A 16543-nucleotide genomic window follows, 5' to 3' on the forward strand; every position below is an offset into this window, starting at 1 on the left:
CGCCAGCGTTGTGGGCAAGGCCGAGAGCGAGCGGTGGACCACCCAGACCGGGCGCACCTGCGGTTCCGCGCTCGGCTGATCAACCGCCGAGCTGGGACAGGTTCCGCAGGTCGCCCGAACGCCCCAGGGCAAGGGAATGGCCCGCTGACTTTCCGCCCAGGGACGAGATGATCCGCCGCGTCAGCGCCTCGCGGTCGTCGTCCTCCTGCAGCAGGTCGCGCAGGTCGACGCCGCCGTCGCCGAACAGGCACAGGCGCAGCTTGCCCTTCGAGGTGACGCGCAGTCTGTTGCAGCTGTCGCAGAATCCCGGCGCATAGGGCGCGATCAGGCCGATGGCGCCGGCGTGATCGGGATGACGATATTCCAGCGCCGGCCCGGCGTCGAAGGCGCGCGGCGTCGGCGTCCAGCCGTTTCGGTCCAGCCAGTCGCGCAGGCCTTGGGCCTTCACGTGATGGCGGGCGAAATAGTCGTCATTGTCGGTCGTCTTCATCAGTTCGATGAAGCGGACGGCCACGGGCCGGTCGCGGACGAAGCGGGCCCAGCCGTCGAAGCCGGCCTCGGCCGTCTCGCGCAGCAGAACGGCGTTGACCTTCACGGCGGAGAAGCCCCCGGCCAACGCCAGGTCCAGGCCGGTCAGGACCTGGCTCAGCTTGTCGTGGCCGGTGATCCGGTGAAACGTCTCCGGGTCGATCGAGTCGATACTGACGTTGATATGGCTGAGGCCGGAGGCCCGCCAGTCGGCCGCGTGGCGCGCCAGGTTCCAGCCGTTCGTGGTCATGGCGACCTTGGCCACGCCGGGCGCGGCGGCGACCGTCTCGATGATGGCGTTGAAGTCCTTGCGGACGGTGGGCTCGCCGCCGGTCAGGCGAACCTTGCTGAGCCCCAGATCGGAAAAGCCGGCCACCAGACGGCGAATCTCGTCGACCGTCAGGAACGACAGCGGCCCGGTCTTTTTCCAGCCGTTCGGCAGACAGTAGGTGCAGCTGAAATTGCACACCTCCGTCACCGACAGGCGAAGATAGTGGAACCGGCGGCCGAAGCCGTCGGTCATGGGGGCGGCGTCGAGCGCCATGGAAGCTCCTTTCCAGACACGGGAGGCGGAGGGATTTCTCCCGCCACCCTCGATCCTTGCGGATCCGGCCGCCGGGCCATGGCGCGCGGGCGCTACAGGTCAGGCGGCTCGGAGCGAACTCGGGCGGATTGGTAGTCGATCATTCCGCCACACCCTATGACCCGGGGCCGAACGGGCCTTGATGAAGATCAAGTGCGATCCCGGCGGGCCTTGTGCGTCTGAGGGGACGGCCATGCTAGTCAGGGCGACGGAGCGGATCGCTCTGGATGGAGGCGTGGTTAGTGGCGAAGGCGGAAGCGGGCATCGGACGGCGAAACGGGCTGTTGCTGCTCGCGGCCACGGTCCTGGCCGCCTGCTCGCCCCGGCGCCGAGTGGCGCCTTCGCCGATCGACCTGTTCGCGGCGGCCAGTCTGCGCGAAGTGCTGGACGCCGCCGTCGCCGACTATCGCCAGCGGTCCGGCCAGGCCGTGCGGGCGACCTATGCGGGCAGCGCCCAGCTGGCGCGACAGATCGCCCAGGGCGCGCCCGCCGACCTGTTCATTTCGGCCGACGCGGCCTGGATGGACTGGCTGGGCCAACGCGGTCTGATCGAGGCGCCCGCGCGACGGGACCTCGCCGCCAACCGCCTGGTGCTGATCGCTCCGGCGTCCAGGTCCGGCGCGGGCGTGGACCTGACCGTCCCCGGCGCACTCGCTGCCCGACTCGGAGACGGCCGGCTGGCCATGGCCGAAGCCGCCGTGCCGGCGGGCCGTTATGGCCAGCAAGCCCTGACCCGCCTGAACCTGTGGTCCGGGGTCAGCCACCGTCTGGCCCCGGCCGCGGATGTCCGGGCGGCTCTGTCCCTGGTGGCGCGCGCGGAAGCCCCGCTCGGCGTAGTCTATGCGACCGACGCCCGCGTCGAGCCGCGAGTCCGGGTGGTGGCGATCTTCCCGGCCACCAGCCATGCGCCGATCGTCTATCCCGGAGCCCCGGTTCGACGGCGGGACGGCGCCGCCGGCGACCCCGAGGCGGCGCGGGCCTTTCTGGCCTTCCTGGCCGGCGCGGAAGGGCAGGCCCGGTTCCAACGTTTCGGCTTCTCGCCGGCGCCCGTCTGAGCGGCCGGATGTTTTCGCTCAGCCCGGAGGAACAGCAGATCATCGGCCTGTCGCTGAAGGTCGCGACCACGGCGACGCTGTTCAGCCTGCCGCCGGGCGTCGCCCTGGCCTATCTGTTGTCGCGAGCCGAGTTTCCCGGGAAGGCCTTACTGTCGGGTCTCACCCATCTGCCGCTGATCCTGCCGCCGGTCGTGACCGGCTACGCCCTGCTTTTGCTGTTCGGGCGCAGCGGGCCGCTAGGCCGCCTGCTCGAGCCGATCGGGATCGTCTTCGCCTTCGACTGGACCGGGGCGGCGCTGGCCGCCGCCATCATGGGCTTTCCCTTGCTGGTGCGGGCCGTGCGGCTGTCGTTCGACATGGTCGATCCCCGGATCGAGCGGGCGGCCGAGACCCTGGGGGCGAGGCCCCTAGTCCGTTTCCTGACCATCACCCTCCCGCTGGCGTTGCCCGGCGTGGCGGCAGGCGCGGTGTTGGGCTTCGCCAAGGCGCTGGGCGAGTTCGGCGCCACCATCACCTTCGTCGCCAGCATTCCGGGAGAGACGCGCACCCTGCCGCTGGCCATCTACAGCCTGACCCAGGTGCCCGGCGGCGAGGCGGCCGCCATGCGACTGGTCCTGATCTCGGTCGGGGTGTCGATCGGTGCCCTCGTTCTTTCGGAGTGGGGGGCGCGTTCCGTCGCCCGGCGGGTCGGAGGGAGGCGGTGATGCTGGAGGTGTCAGCGCATATCGTCCGGGACGCCTTCTCGCTGGACGTCGACTTCTCGAGCGACGACCGGATCACCTGCCTGTTCGGCCGTTCCGGCGCCGGCAAGACCACGGTGGCCGAACTGGTCGCGGGTCTGATCCGTCCGGTCCGCGGGCGCGTCGTGCTGGACGGGGAGGTGCTCCTCGACTCCGGGACCGGCCTGTCGGTCCCGGCCTGGAAGCGGCGCATCGGCTATGTGTTCCAGGATGCGCGGTTGTTTCCGCATATGACCGTGCGAGACAATCTGCTCTACGGCGCGCGCCGGGCGGGCGACCGTCATCCCGAACTGGACAAGGCGGCGGCTCTGCTTGGGCTGGAGACCTTGCTGGAGCGCGCTCCGGGCGCCCTTTCGGGCGGGGAAGCCCGTCGGGTGGCGATCGGACGGGCCCTGTTGACCCGACCTCGCCTGCTGATCCTCGACGAGCCGCTGGCGGGGCTGGACGGCGCCCGGCGCGGCGACATCCTGCCTTATCTCGATCGACTGGCCCGCGACGGGCCGCCCATTCTCTATGTCAGCCACGCCGTCGAGGAGGTGGCGCGCCTCGCGGACCGGGTGGTGCTGGTCGGTGATGGCCAGACCTCCGGGGCGGAGCCGCCCGACGCGGCCTTCGACCGGCCGGAGGCGGAGGTCGCGGCCGGGCTCAGCGCGCCTTTGTCCATTCTCGACGGCAAGGTGGCCGGGCACGACCCGGCGGGCGACGCCACCCGGATCGACCTTGCCGGAACCCCGTTTTTGTCGCCGCTGCTGGACGTGCCTCCGGGCGAACGCGTGCGCGTGGTCGTCGACGCCCGCGACGTCGCCCTGGCGCTGACAGACCCGATCGGCGTCAGCTTCCAGAACCGCCTGCCGATGCGGATCGCCGCACTCGAATCGCGGACCGACGGGGTGCTGGTGAGGCTGGAAGCGGGCGGCCTGAGGCTCAAGGCCCTGGTCACCCGACAAGCGGGCGAGCAGCTGGCCCTGGCGCCGGGCGCGCGGGTGATCGCCCTGGTCAAGGCGACCGCCGCCGCCCGCTACGCCTGAGCGCGGTCAGCCGCGCGTGGGGCGAGCCCGCAGCAACATCGGGCCATAGGCGATGGCGAAGGCGAGAAAGGCCCCGGACCACAGGGCGGCCGAGACGATCAGCAACGGCTGGTAGAGGGACGGAGACAGGCCGCCCGCGACCCGGGTCAGGGCGGCGGCGTTGACCAGACCGTAGATCACCACTTCGACCGGGCCTGCGGCCAGCGGCCGACCGGTGTGGCCTCGGCTGGCGCGGGTCATAATGGCCAGGGTCATCACCCCGATGGCGCCGGCGGTCAGGGCGTGGACGCCGACGGAGGCCGGGACCAGGCCGGGCGTGGCGACCGACAAACCCGTCAGAACGAGGCCCGCCGCAAGCCACAGATAGCCGAGGTGCAGGATCCAGACGAGCGGTTCCGCCAGGGTCGCGTCGCCGCGCCAACGGACCAGCCGGAGCAGGTTCAACCCGCCCGCCGCCAGCAACATCGCCCCGGCGGCCGGATGCGCCGGGGCGACGCTCCAGCCGACCAGGCCCGCGGCGGTGACCGCCAGGGTCACCGCGTCGAAACGGCCGGCGACGGCGGGCAGGGGGCCGTCGCGCTTGATCTGCCAATTGCGGGTGAAACTGGGCGTGACCCGGCCGCCGATGACGGCGATCAGCAGGGCTATCGTCGCCAGACCCAGTCGTGTCGACAGGTTGGCGACGCCGCCGGCGCCCGGCTCAAGGTGAAATCCGGCATTGGCGAGGGCGAACAGGGTGACCATGACGGCGACCGGGACATTGCGCCAGTTGCGTCCGGCCAGCACCTCGCGCCAGATCACGCCGGCCATGACGAACAGGAACAGGCCGTCGACGATCGCCGGCCAGGCCGCCGTCGCCAGGTCTGCATTCAGGGCCATGGCCAGCATGGCCGCCCGACCCGCCAGCCACAGCCCGAACAGCAGGGCCAGGGGCCTCCCCACCACAGGCAGGCGACCGGTCCAGTTGGGCACGGCGGTCAACAGGAAGCCGACGACGACCCCGCCGGTATAGCCGAACAGCATCTCATGCACGTGCCAGTCGAGGCCGACCGGGCCGCCGCTGAGGAAGGCGTAGAGCCAGATCGGCGCGGCGATCGCTGACCACAGGGCGGCGAACAGGAAGAAGGGGCGCAGACCGACGCTGAAGACGGCGGGACCGCGATAGGCCCGAATAGCGGCGGCGGTGTTCATGAAGACTCCTGGACGACGGTTCCGTCCGGCATAGACGATCGGGGCGGAGAGAGGCTTGACGGACCGGCCCCTGCGGCCTGTCCATCGTCAAGCCGACCGATCGGATCGGACCGGCGCAACAGCGCCTGCTGGGCCTCGGCCGAACGCTCGAGGAGTTCGCGCCAGACCGCGACCGCGAGCGCCTCGTCCAGCCCGCAACGCCCCGCGGCGGACCGGACGCGGGCGAGGATGGCGGCGACCCGCTGGGGATCCCGTACGCTTTCGGGTCCCGCCTTGAGCCCGGCGATCAAGGCGACCTGGCGCTGGCGCGCGGCGACGAGCCGCACCAGGACCGCGTCGATCCGATCGATCCGCGTCCGCCGGGCCGCCAGTTCCGCGGCGCTCACGCGGCCGTCCCGGCGCCGATCCGGCGGGCGCCGGCCGCCCCGTGCAGATAGCCGCTGACCAGAGGTCCCGGGGGGCCGAGAGGCTCGATCCCGCGCGCCAGCGCCGCGGGCGTGATCCGTCCGGCGACGAAATCGTGGAACAGACGGGAAACCGCGACCATGTCCAGACTGTGCGGCGACAACCGCAGCATCGACACGCCCGCCGCCTCGAGCGCCTCGACCGGAACATCGACGAGCTGGCAGCCGTGCGACAGGGTCTGCAGCCCATTCATGGCCAGGAAGTCCTGTCCCTCAAGGGTCGCCACATCCATGCCGTCCGGATGGCGGTCGCAGACGTAGCGGCAGGCGTCCCGGTGCAGGCCCTCCATCCGGGCCTGGGCGCAGCGGCTCGACAGGGCGAGCGGCAAACGGCCGAAGGCGAACAGCTCAAGCTCCAGCCCCGGGCAGGCCTGGGCGATCTCCGCGACCGAGGTCAGGGGAAGCTCGACATTGGCGCACAGACGCACACAGCCCATCCGCACCAGCTCCACCGCCGCGGGGGCGTTGTAGACGTTCAGCAGCGGGCCGGCGACGAAGGGAGCCGGCGCCCCGCTCCAGACCGCCGACATGTCTCCGGCCTCGATCAGATGATCGGGGTCCGCGGCGAGTTCCGCCGCCAGCCGGCGCTCCCTCGGCGTGGAGGGGAGAGCCAGGGTGGACCAGATCACCGTCTTGCCGGCCGTTTCCAGGCGCTCGGCCGAGCGCGCCAAAACGTCCTGCAGCAGCGGCTGGCGCTTTCCGCACACCACCTCGCCCAGATAGACCGTCCCGACCGGGGCCTCGTCGGCGATCCGGGCGTAGAAGGTCTCGACCCGGTCCGGCGCCCAGTTGAAGAGCAGCGGTCCGATCGCCAGGTCCATTGATCCGCGCGGTTCCATGGACACCCTCATCGCCAGCGTTTCCGATAGGCGCCGGTGGTCTCTCGCGCGCCCTCGGCCAGATCGCCCAGCAGCGATTCATAGGGATCCGGCGACTCTCCGCGCTGGATGGCGTCGATGGCGGCCCGGAAGGCGGCGGTGACGCGCGCCACATAGGCGCGGCCTCTCTGTCGCCCCTCGATCTTGACGGCGGTGACGCCGGCCCGGGCCAGGCCGCCCAGCAGACTCATGGCGTTCAGGCTGACCGGGTCCTCGAACAGATAGGCCGCCTCTCCGGACCCGCCGCCGCGGAACCGTCCCTTGCACAGGGTCGGATAGCCGCCGACCTCGCCGGCCGGCAGCCGGTCGATGGCGAAGCCCGACAGCCGCGTGGTGCGCTCGCCATGGTCGTCGCTGAAACTCACCGCCTCGGGCGGCGAACACACCCCCGACAGGTTCGGCGAACGCCCGGAGGCGTAGGAGGACAGCGCGCAGCGGCCTTCAGCCATGACACACAGGCCGCCGTAGACGAAGGCTTCGGTCTCCACGGTGATCTCCGGGGTCAGGCTTCGGATCTCCTCGACGCTGAGGACGCGGGGCAGGACCACCCGCTTCACGCCGTATTCGCGGGCGTAGAAGGCGATCGCCTCGGGGGTCCCCGCCGCCGCCTGGACCGACAGGTGAAGTCGGGTGTCGGGGTGGTGGGTCCGCATGTGCGACAGCACGGCCAGATCCGCGGCGATCACGGCGTCCACGCCGGCGCCCGCCGCCGCATCGGCCGACGCCCGCCACAGGTCGGTGGCGTCGGCCCGGGCGAAGGTGTTGAGCGCCAGCAGGACCCGGGCGCCGCGTTCGTGGGCCCAGTCGGTCGCCGCCCGCAGCTCCTCGGGAGAGAAGTTCAGGCCGGGGAAATTGCGCGCATTGGTCTCGTCGCGGAAGCCGCAGTAGACGCTGTCCGCACCGGCCTCGATCGCCGCCTTCAGCATGGCGGGCGAACCGGCGGGGCAGACCAGCTCAAGCGCCGGCGCGGTGGCCCCGGTCATGGCCGGACCTCGCCCTGACGCCAGCGCCCGACGACGGACAGGGCGGTCTGCAGCATTGGATCGAGCCGCCGCGGCAGGCCCAGGATGTCGGCCATCGTCAACTCCGAGGCTTCGAGCGCATTGTGCAGGGCGAGGATGGCGGCGGTGTCGCCGTCGACGTCGATACGGCGCTGGAAGAAGGCTCCGTCGGCGTCCCCGCGTCCGTCAAACAGGGCGAGGAGGGTCAGCAGGGGACCGCTGATGCGAGCCGAGGCCCCGCCGGCATTGGAGTCGGGCCTTACCACGCGGATGGACCCGGCCACGCCGTCCGGCCGCATCTCGAAGGCGACGGGCAGGTGGTCGGGTATGATGCGGATGGTGGCCTGGCGGACCGGACCCAGCCGGTCGAACGCGTCCGGCTGGCGACGGGCCACGCTCCGGAGCGACGCGGTCAGCAGGACCTCCACCGGCCGCCGCGTCCGATACAGGAGTTCAGTCCACCGACGGCTCGACGACGGTCGGCGCAGGGGGGCTATCCGCATCGGGAATAGCCGCAGTCCAGGCAGCTGTCGCAGCCTTCCTTGCGGACCAGACCCGGCGTGCCGCAGCGCGGGCAGGCCGAGGGGGCGGAAGCGGCCGCGGCGACGGCCGCCGGTTCCGGGGTGGACTCGGCGATGACGCCGCCCCCGCCGGCCGACAGCGCCAGATGGCGCTCGATCACGGCGCCGATGGCCGCCGGAAGGGAGGGCGTATACCGCCCCTCCATCCACGCCCCGCCGCCGGGGTCGAACACCGCCTTGAGTTCCTCGGCGACGAAGGAGACGTCGCCGCCGCGCCGGAACACGGCCGAGATCATCCGGGTCAGGGCCACCGTCCAGGCGTAGTGCGCCATGTTCTTGGAGTTGACGAAGATCTCGAAAGGCCGGCGCGCCCCGTCCCCTTCGTCATCGGCGTCGTTGATGGTGACATAGACCGCGTGGGCGTCCAGCGGCCAGCGGACCTTGTAGGTCGCGCCCTCGAGCCGCCCCGGGCGCGGCGTCAGCACGGGCTCTTCGGCCGCCGCCGCCGGTGCGGGCGACGGTTCGACGCTGAGCACCGAGCCCGTGATGGCGTTGGGCCGATAGGTGGTCAGTCCCTTGCAGCCCAGGCGGTAGCCCTGGCGATAGACGTCGGAAAAGGCCTCGAAGGCGATGTCTTCCGGGCAGTTGATGGTCTTGGAGATCGAACTGTCGATCTGGGCCTGGGCCGCCGCCTGCATCCGCAGGTGATGCTCCGGGGTCAGGGTCTGGGCGCTGACGAAGGCGTCGCCCGGCGCACTGTCCAGGGGCGCGTCCGCCCCCTTGAGCCGCTTCCACAGCGCCAGGGCGTAGTCCTCGACGGCCTCCTCGCGCTTCGTGCCGTCGGGCTGCAACACCTTGCGGGTATAGGCGAAGGCGAACACCGGCTCGATCCCGGACGAGACGTTGCCGGCCAGCAGGGAGGTTGTGCCGGTCGGGGCGATCGAGGTCAGGCAGCCGTTGCGCAGGCCGTGGCGGGCGATCAGATCGCGGGTCTCGGGGTCCAGCCCGGCCAGGTTGGGCCGCTCCAGCATGGCCGGATCGTAGAGGGGGAAGGCGCCCTTCTCGGCCGCGAGCTCGGCCGAAGCGCGATAGGCTTCGCGCCGGATCACGCCCAGCCATTGATCCGTCAGGGCCACGGCCCGGTCCTCGCCGTAACGGGCGCCGCAGAAGATCAGGGCGTCGGCCAATCCGGTCACGCCCAGGCCGAGGCGGCGCTTGGCCCGCGCCTCCGCCTCCTGGGCGGGCAGCGGAAACCGCGAAATGTCGATGACATTGTCCAGCATCCGCACGGCCGTGCGGGTGAGGGCCGCCAGTTCCTCCTCATCCATGGCCGCGCCCGGCTCGAACGGCGCCGACACCAGTCGGGCCAGGTTGATCGAGCCCAGCAGGCAGGCGCCGTAGGGCGGCAGCATCTGCTCGCCGCAGGGGTTGGAGGCCGAGATCACCTCGCAATGGGCCAGGTTGTTGGCCGCGTTGACGCGGTCGATGAAGATCACCCCCGGTTCGGCGGCGTCGTAGGTGGCCTGCATCAGGCGGGTCCACAGGTCCACCGCCCGGACGGTGCGGCGCACCTCGCCGTCGAACACCAGGGGCCAGTCCGCGTCGGCGTCCAGGGCGGCCATGAAGGCGTCGGGGACCAGGACCGAAAGGTTGAAATTCCTGAACCGGACCGCGTCCCGCTTGGCGTCGATGAAGGCCTCGATGTCCGGATGGTCGATCCGCAGACAGCCCATCATCGCCCCGCGTCTCTGACCGGCCGACATGATGGTGCGGCACATGGAGTCCCACACGTCCATGAAGCTGAGCGGACCGGAGGCCTCCGCCCCGACGCCCCGCACCGGCGCGCCCGAGGGTCGGACGGTCGAGAAGTCCATGCCCACGCCGCCGCCCTGCTGCATGGTCACCGCGGCCTCGCGCACGGCCTGGAAGATGCCGTCGAGGTCGTCGGGCACCGTGCCCATGACGAAGCAGTTGAACAGGGTCACGGCCCGGCCGGTGCCGGCGCCGGCGAGAATCCGTCCGGCGGGCAGGAAGCGGTAGCCTTCCAGCGCCTCCCGGAACCGGGCGCGCCAGCGACCGCGCGTCTTGACCGGTTCGGCTTCGGCGAGGGCGGCGGCGACCCGGTCCCATGTGGCCTCGACGGTCGCGTCGCCGGCCCCGTCCTGGGGCCGGAACCGATATTTGCTGCTCCAGATTTCACCGGCCAGCGGACTGTCGAACGCCATCTCTGCACTCCTCGAAAACGGAGAACCAGACTCGATGATTCCCTGCGGCGCGCGGAAGGCCCGCGCCGGTGTCGCGGCTCCGGACCGGCATCAATGCGGCGCTTGATGGAGGTCAAGCGACGGCCGACGCCGGCGGCCTAGGAAGATCCGATCGCCGCGTCCGGAGACCGGAGCGCGAAACGGAAAGGAGTCTTCGGATCATGGCGCTTCAACATCTGTCGGTCGGCGAGATCGCGGTCATCATGCCCGCCGCCACCGCCGTCTTCCGCCGTCACAAGATCGATTTCTGCTGCAAGGGCGACGCCCTCCTCGCCAGCGAGGCCGAACGCCGCGGACTGGATCTTGCCGCCATCGAGGCGGAACTCCACGCCCTGGGGTCGCCGGGCGTCCATGCGCCCGCCGAGGTCCCCGACCTGATCGCCCACATCATCGAACGCTATCACAAGGTGCATCGGCTGGAGTTTCCGGCGGTCATCGAGATGGCCCGCCGCGTCGAGTCCGTCCACCAGGACCGGGCGGACTGTCCACGCGGGCTCGCCGAACTACTGTCCAACATGTTTGAGGATCTGGAAGATCATCAGCACAAGGAGGAGGCGATCCTGTTTCCGGCCATGATCGCCGGGATGGGAACGGTTCTGCGCCACCCGATCGCCCGGATGATGCAGGACCATGAGGAGCTGGGGGAACTGCTCGCCTTCCTGGCGGACCTGACCGACGACTTCGTCCCGCCCGACGGCGCTTGCTCGACCTGGCGGGCCCTCTACGCCGGCTGCAGCAAGCTGGATGCGGACCTGCGCGAACACGTCCACCTCGAGAACAACATCCTGTTCCGGCGCTTCGTGTGAGCCCGATCAGAAGTCCAGCACGGCCGCGGCTTCGCCCGCGCTGAGGCCGGGAGCGCCCGGGCGGCGTCGGATCAGGACGTCGGCCGTCGCCAGGGCCTTCTGGGTCGCGGAGTCCTGAACCTCCAGTCCCGCGACGCCGCCATCGCCCAGACGGCCGCGCTCGAACGTCTCCCGCTCTCCGCAGGGCTTCAGCGGCGCGGTCAGGGTCATGTCGCGCCAGTTCAGCAGCGCGGCGGGGTCTCTCCCCGCCAGACCCGCGACCAGCGGCGCCATGAACAGGCGGGCCGTGACCAGCGCCGACGTCGGATTGCCGGGCAGACCCAGCACCAGCGCGCCGCCGGCCCGCCCGAACCAGACCGGCTTGCCGGGCTTGATGGCCACCTTGGAGAAGATCAGCTCCAGTCCGAAGGGCGCGAACATCGCGCGGGCGTAGTCCTTCTCGCCGACGGACGCGCCGCCGGTGACCACCACCAGATCGGCCTCGTCGAGCGCGCGGCGGGCGGCGGCCTCCAGAAGCTCGGGCGTATCGGTCAGGCGACGACAGGCGAGCACCTCGCCGCCGCATTGCCGCGCGAGGGCGGCGACCCCGAACGAAACGCTTTCCGGAATACTGCCGGGCGTCTCCAGCGCCTGTCCCGGTTCCGCCAGTTCATCGCCGGTGCCCAGGATGATGACGCGGGGTTGGCGCACCACCGGCAGCGCAGCGACATCGGCGGCGGCGGCGGCGACCATGGCGCGGAAACCGAGCACGGTCCCGGCGGGAAGCAGGACGTCGCCAGCCCGGAAATCGGAACCGGCGGTGCGGATGTGAGTCCCCGGTCCCGGCGGAACCTCGAACAGGGCCTCGTCGCCGTCGCGGCCGACGATCTCCTGGATTATCACCCTGTCGGCCCCGTGCGGCGTCGGTCCTCCTGTGAAGACCCGCACGCAAGTCCCGGCCGGCAGGACGGGGACGTCGGCCCGTCCCGCGAAGGCGACCGCGGCGACCGGCAAGCGCGCCGGCAGCGTCGCCAGATCGACGTCCCGCACGGCGTAGCCGTCCATGGCCGACACCGCCGTGCGCGGCGCGTCGCCGCGCGCCCTCAGGTCCGCCGCCAGGACCCGTTCTCCGGCGGCGCCCAGCGACACGGTCTCACAGGGGAGGGGGCGGGCTTCGCGCAGCACCAGGGCGAGGGCGGTATCGAAGTCGATCATGTCGCGCCACCGTCGCCGAGGGACCAGTGGCCCGACCGTCCGCCCGATTTCGACAACAGCCGGACCTGGCTGATGACCATGCCGCGATCGGCCGCCTTGAGCATGTCGTAGAGGGTGAGGCAGGCCACCGAGACGGCGGTCAGGGCTTCCATCTCGACGCCGGTGGGCCCGCTGACCCGCGCCTCGGCGGTGACGACGAAGCCGGGCAGGCTCTCGTCGAGGGCCACGGTCACCGACACCTTGTCGAGGCCCAGAGGATGACACAGGGGAATCAGATCGGCGGTGCGTTTGGCCCCCATGATCCCGGCCAGTTCGGCCGTCGTGATCACCGCCCCCTTGGGGGCCTTGTCGTCGCGCACCAGGGCCAGGGTCGCGGGCGCGCAGATCACCCGTCCCTCGGCGACGGCCCGGCGCGCCGTGGCGGCCTTGTCGCCGACGTCGACCATATGCACGCGGCCGGCGTCGTCGAGGTGAGTCAGGGCGCTCACGGGCAGATGCCCCGGAATCGCGGGATCTGGCCGACCAGGGAACAGGGACGGAAGCGGCTGTCCAGTTCCTCGGCCAGCACCAGATCCCAGGCGTCGCGGCAGGCGCCGGTCGAGCCCGGCACGCAGAAGACGAAGGTGTCCTCGGCCTGACCGGCCAGGGCGCGCGACTGCAGGGTGGCGACCCCGACCGTCGCGAGGCTGGCGAGGTGGAAGATCACGGAGAAGCCGTCCAGCTCGCGCCGGAACAGCGGCTTCACGGCCTCGGGGGTCACATCGCGCGGGGAAAAGCCGGTGCCGCCCGTGGTCAGCACCACGTCCACGCCCGGATCCGCGATCCAGACCTTGAGCCGGGCGCGGATGGCGTCGACCTCGTCGTGAACGATGGCTTTGCCCGCGAGCACATGGCCGGCGGTGGTCAGCCGCTCGACCAGCGTTCCGCCGGAGGTGTCGGTCGTTTCGTCGCGGGTGTCCGAGATGGTCAGGACCGCGATGTTGAGCGGGTGAAACGGCAGCGTCTCATCAATTCGTCCGGCCATCAGGGCGCCTCATCCTTCCAGCGCGCCACGGCGGCGCGATCCTCGTCCACGGGCTCGATCCAGCGGCCGCCGGCGGGGCCGGTCTCGTACTTCCAGAATGCGGCCTCGGTCTTGAGCCTGTCCATCAGATAGTCCGCCGCCTCGAAGGCGGCGCGCCGGTGCGCCGCCGCGGCGGCGACGAAGACGATGGTTTCACCGGGGACGATGTCCCCGCAGCGGTGCGCCACGACCAGGTCCCGGACCGGGAACCGCGCGGCGGCGGCGACGGCGATATCGTGCATCGAGCCTTCGGTCAGGCCCGGGTACCAGTCCAGCCGGAGGGCATCGACCACCGACCCGTCGCGGGCCACGCCGCGGGCCAGGCCGGTGAAGCTCACCACCGCGCCGTCGCCGGTGCGGCCCGCGAGAAAGGCCTCGAGCTCGGCGGAGGCGGACAGGGGGCCGGCGATCAGTCGGACGTCCAGGGCCATCTCACCCTCCCGAAACGAGAGAGAAGAAGGCGATTTCCTGGCCTGGCCGCGCGAGGGCGTTCTCGCCGACTATGACCAGGTCGACACAGGCGCGGACGTCCGGCCGCAGCAGGGCGTCCGCTGCGACCTCGTCCTGTGCGGCCAGCAGCCGGCGAATCTCCCGGACGGGCAATCCATCGGCCGGCAGGTCCAGCTGTCCCTCGGCCCCCAGTCGTTCGCCGACGCGGCCGAAGTACAGAATGCGGGTCATGATCGTTTCCATTTCAGGCCGCCCGGGCGAGTTCGGCGTCGATGAGCGCGGCGCGCAACTCCCCGACGAAGCGCGGCGACAGCGCCTGCGTCACCGAGGGTTCAGACCAGTAGGGATTCATGAAAACGCAGCGGATCACCAGCATCCCCGCAGCCTCGTCCGGCCGGCCGTCATGGCCGACCAGAACGCCCGCGATCAGGGCGGCGTTGTCGGCCCCAAGGGTCGTTTTGGACACGGCGAAATGGGGCGATCTCTGGAAATAATCGAAGACGGCCTGGGTCCGGGCGTTGGAAAGGCTGAGCGCCTCGCCGGGGCGAGCCAGCGAGAAGCAGGCGATATTGCTGTCGGCGGGCAGGAACCGCGCTTCCGGGACGGCCTCCCGCACCACGGCTTCGAACGCCTGGCGGGCCTCGACCGTGGCGGCCATCAGGGACCCGAGGCCGTCGGCGGCGAAGCCCAGGGTTTGCGCCGTCAGCCAGGTCGCCGCGGCGCCCGCCGCCGACCGTGACCCCTCCAGCGTCGACGACCATTTGCCGTCGCCCAGCTCCGGTCGGTCCAGGTAGGGAGCGTCAAAGGCGGAAACGGCGTAGTGCTCCGCGTCCGGCGTCAGGAAGGCCCCGCAGGCATAGGGTACATAGCCCAGCTTGTGCGGATCGATGGTGATCGAGTCCGACCGCCCCATGGCGCGCAGCGCGTCGGCGGTTTCAGGCGCCAGCGCCGCCTCCGAGGGGCCGTCCAGCATGCCCCGGAGGAAGCCGCCATAGGCCGCGTCGACGTGACGCCAGATGCGCCAGCCGCGCTCCGCCCGCCACTGGTCCATCCGGTCGTAGAGGCGGTCCAGGGGATCCACGGCGCCGGTCTCGGTGGCGCCGGCGACGGCCACGGCCATCAGGATCGGCCGGCCCTCGGCCTGGGCCCGATCAACCAGCCGTTCGAAATCGGCCAGGTCCAGACGTCCGCGGGCGTCCAGGGCCACGCTCCACATCGCCTCCGCGCCGAGACCGAAGATATTGGCCGACTTGCTCCAGGAATAGTGCCGGTTGCCCGGCGCCAGCATCACCGGCCCGCGGTAATCCCTTCCCGAAGACCGGCTGATGCGGCGCCAGACATCGCCCGGATTGGACGCCGCCGCGCTGCAGGATTTCAGGACATCGTCGGACACGGCATGAGCGGTCCGAAGCGCGCGGAACCGCTCCCAGCCCATATGGGCCGCGGCGAACGGATCCAGGGTCTCGCCCGTCGTTTCGGCGATATGCAGGGCCAGGGCCAGCCAATGATCCAGCCGGTAGCGCGCGCGCCAGACCGCCTCGAAATTGGCCACGGTGCCGCCGGAGGTGAAATGGCCCTGGGCACGCAGGGGGTCATAGCCCAGCATGTCCGCGAGCGCCCCGATGGCTTCGGTCTCGATCACGCTGCCGACCCGGCTGGCGTCGCGCGAGCTGTTGTTGGGATTGTGCAGCATGGCCGCGAACCAGCCGAGCAGGCCGGGCAGGGAGAGGTCCGCCTTCATGTGGGCGATGTAACGCGGCGAGAAGGTCGGCGTTTCGGCCGTCAGGGCGTCGCAGAGTTCCAGCAACCGGCTGCCGAGGCGATCGCCGTGACGAGCGGGGGCGTCGGCGGCGACCGGCCCCCCCGCCGGCGCGCTGTCCTCAAACCGGCCCGAACGCCAGCGAAACCAGTGATCGAGGATGGCGTCCATCTCGCTGCGCAGACGACCTCCGTTCTCGGACCGCGCGCCGGGAAAGTAGGCGCGGACGAGTTCGCGGGCCGGGTCTGCGGTCATGGGACGTCGATCGCCTCTGCGCCCGAACCGGGCGGTCCGCTGGACTTACAGCCTGGGCGGCGAAATCGAATTGGCATCGATCAATTGCCCGCCCCACTCCCGTCAATGGCGACGCGGCGCCTTGGAGGCCCGGATGAGACACGGCGGTCTGAGGGCCCGCGGGTCCCGGGGGAGGGCCTAGCGGGGGCCTGTGTCGCCGGAGGTTTCCCCCAGCAGGCGGGCGTAGACTTCCAGGTCGATCTTCGAGAGCAGGGCGGCCGGGTTTTCATAAATGGCGCTGTTGGCGCCGTGCTCGAAACACTCGACGCTCTGGACCCAGCAGCGACCGTCGGTGGCGTCCCGTATCAGGCCTTCGGCCCGTTCGAGAACATACTGCGACAGGCGTTCGCAACTGGTTCCGGGGACCCGTCTCGCCTGGGCCAGGCCGAGCGTCTCGAGGTGCAGCAAAGCGTCCCGCTCGGGATCGTCGTCGCTGATCAGAAGCGTATGGTCGAAGGTCGCGTGAAGCCATTCGCGGATGGGCCCGAAGCCGCCCTTGCCGAAGTCCACGACCCATCCGCGGTGGTCGAGCTGTTCGGCGGCGAAGGTGAAGCGAAAGCCGAGCGAATACCCGTGAAGAAGATGGCAGTGGCTGTCGGCGGCCCATTGCCTGAAGGCGCAGGTCAAGCCCCGCTCAGCCCCGTAAGTCTTGGTGGAGAGGTGGGCCATGAGGGGGCTCCGCAACGGCGAGGCGCGACCCTTAGAGGGGTTTTCGTCCATCGGG

Annotated in this window: 18 protein-coding genes and 1 riboswitch; of the genes, 4 read left to right on the forward strand and 14 right to left on the reverse strand. The window is 70.8% G+C overall.

Translation table 11 applies throughout. From position 1 onward, the window contains the following. Positions 1–79: 79 nt before the first annotated feature. Positions 80–1072 carry a GTP 3',8-cyclase MoaA gene (gene moaA, locus VN378_RS13230; protein ID WP_325744047.1) on the reverse strand — a complete coding sequence of 331 codons (993 nt, stop codon included), beginning with the start codon at positions 1070–1072 and terminating at the stop codon, positions 80–82. Continuing rightward, positions 1062–1198: riboswitch (molybdenum cofactor riboswitch) on the reverse strand. (Overlaps the previous gene by 11 nt.) Positions 1199–1338: 140 nt before the next feature. Here moaA and modA point away from each other — a divergent pair. From modA to modC, 3 genes are read left to right on the forward strand one after another with little or no spacing between them, the layout of a single operon-like run. Next, complete coding sequence (gene modA, locus VN378_RS13235) at positions 1339–2166, forward strand: molybdate ABC transporter substrate-binding protein (protein WP_325744048.1); 828 nt, start codon at positions 1339–1341, stop codon at positions 2164–2166. An 8-nt stretch (positions 2167–2174) separates the two neighbouring features. Then, positions 2175–2870, forward strand: a complete 696-nt coding sequence (gene modB / locus VN378_RS13240; RefSeq protein ID WP_325744049.1) for a molybdate ABC transporter permease subunit — start codon at positions 2175–2177, stop codon at positions 2868–2870. Continuing rightward, the gene (gene modC, locus VN378_RS13245; protein ID WP_325744050.1) at positions 2870–3934 is read left to right on the forward strand and encodes a molybdenum ABC transporter ATP-binding protein; all 1065 of its coding nucleotides are present in this window, start codon (positions 2870–2872) and stop codon (positions 3932–3934) included. Before modB ends, modC begins: the two co-directional genes overlap by 1 nt. 6 nt (positions 3935–3940) lie before the next feature. On the opposite strand, the gene VN378_RS13250 is transcribed toward modC, so the two are convergent. The 6 genes from VN378_RS13250 to VN378_RS13275 are packed head-to-tail and all read right to left on the reverse strand — an operon-like array spanning position 3941 to position 10214. Continuing rightward, positions 3941–5125 carry an NnrS family protein gene (locus VN378_RS13250; RefSeq protein ID WP_325744051.1) on the reverse strand — a complete coding sequence of 395 codons (1185 nt, stop codon included), beginning with the start codon at positions 5123–5125 and terminating at the stop codon, positions 3941–3943. Then, a complete protein-coding gene (locus VN378_RS13255; protein ID WP_325744052.1) occupies positions 5122–5511 on the reverse strand; it encodes a chorismate mutase in 390 nt (129 codons plus the stop codon). The genes VN378_RS13250 and VN378_RS13255 overlap by 4 nt, the downstream gene beginning before the upstream one ends. Then, a complete protein-coding gene (ubiV, locus tag VN378_RS13260; protein WP_325744053.1) occupies positions 5508–6428 on the reverse strand; it encodes a ubiquinone anaerobic biosynthesis protein UbiV in 921 nt (306 codons plus the stop codon). Before ubiV ends, VN378_RS13255 begins: the two co-directional genes overlap by 4 nt. Before the next feature lie 8 nt (positions 6429–6436). Beyond that, positions 6437–7450: a ubiquinone anaerobic biosynthesis protein UbiU gene (ubiU, locus tag VN378_RS13265; protein WP_325744054.1), complete on the reverse strand. Its 1014-nt coding sequence runs from the start codon at positions 7448–7450 to the stop codon at positions 6437–6439. Next, entirely contained in the window at positions 7447–7971 is a 525-nt protein-coding gene (gene ubiT / locus VN378_RS13270; RefSeq protein ID WP_414642248.1) for a ubiquinone anaerobic biosynthesis accessory factor UbiT, read from the reverse strand. Before ubiT ends, ubiU begins: the two co-directional genes overlap by 4 nt. After that, positions 7962–10214, reverse strand: a complete 2253-nt coding sequence (locus VN378_RS13275; RefSeq protein WP_325744056.1) for an adenosylcobalamin-dependent ribonucleoside-diphosphate reductase — start codon at positions 10212–10214, stop codon at positions 7962–7964. Before VN378_RS13275 ends, ubiT begins: the two co-directional genes overlap by 10 nt. Positions 10215–10414: 200 nt before the next feature. Between VN378_RS13275 and ric the strand changes: the two genes are divergently transcribed. Continuing rightward, positions 10415–11059, forward strand: coding sequence for an iron-sulfur cluster repair di-iron protein (gene ric / locus VN378_RS13280; RefSeq protein ID WP_325744057.1), 645 nt, complete (start codon positions 10415–10417; stop codon positions 11057–11059). Between the two features lie 6 nt (positions 11060–11065). Here ric and VN378_RS13285 read toward each other — a convergent pair whose 3' ends face one another. The 7 genes from VN378_RS13285 to VN378_RS13315 form a co-directional block, all read right to left on the reverse strand. Then, entirely contained in the window at positions 11066–12253 is a 1188-nt protein-coding gene (locus VN378_RS13285) for a molybdopterin molybdotransferase MoeA (protein WP_325744058.1), read from the reverse strand. Next, positions 12250–12741 (reverse strand): cyclic pyranopterin monophosphate synthase MoaC, encoded by a 492-nt coding sequence (gene moaC / locus VN378_RS13290; protein WP_325744059.1) that lies wholly within the window; start codon positions 12739–12741, stop codon positions 12250–12252. The genes VN378_RS13285 and moaC overlap by 4 nt, the downstream gene beginning before the upstream one ends. Further along, positions 12738–13277: a molybdenum cofactor biosynthesis protein B gene (gene moaB, locus VN378_RS13295; RefSeq protein ID WP_325744060.1), complete on the reverse strand. Its 540-nt coding sequence runs from the start codon at positions 13275–13277 to the stop codon at positions 12738–12740. The genes moaC and moaB overlap by 4 nt, the downstream gene beginning before the upstream one ends. Next, positions 13277–13747, reverse strand: a complete 471-nt coding sequence (locus tag VN378_RS13300; protein ID WP_325744061.1) for a molybdenum cofactor biosynthesis protein MoaE — start codon at positions 13745–13747, stop codon at positions 13277–13279. Before VN378_RS13300 ends, moaB begins: the two co-directional genes overlap by 1 nt. A gap of 1 nt (position 13748) precedes the next feature. Further along, positions 13749–13997, reverse strand: coding sequence for a MoaD/ThiS family protein (locus VN378_RS13305; RefSeq protein ID WP_325744062.1), 249 nt, complete (start codon positions 13995–13997; stop codon positions 13749–13751). Between the two features lie 13 nt (positions 13998–14010). Next, positions 14011–15780 carry a pyridoxal phosphate-dependent decarboxylase family protein gene (locus VN378_RS13310; RefSeq protein ID WP_325744063.1) on the reverse strand — a complete coding sequence of 590 codons (1770 nt, stop codon included), beginning with the start codon at positions 15778–15780 and terminating at the stop codon, positions 14011–14013. Positions 15781–15957: 177 nt separating this feature from the next. Beyond that, entirely contained in the window at positions 15958–16488 is a 531-nt protein-coding gene (locus VN378_RS13315; RefSeq protein ID WP_325744064.1) for a 6-pyruvoyl trahydropterin synthase family protein, read from the reverse strand. Positions 16489–16543 lie beyond the last annotated feature (55 nt).

It is taken from the genome of Brevundimonas sp., from assembly GCF_035561115.1.
Classification (GTDB): domain Bacteria; phylum Pseudomonadota; class Alphaproteobacteria; order Caulobacterales; family Caulobacteraceae; genus Brevundimonas.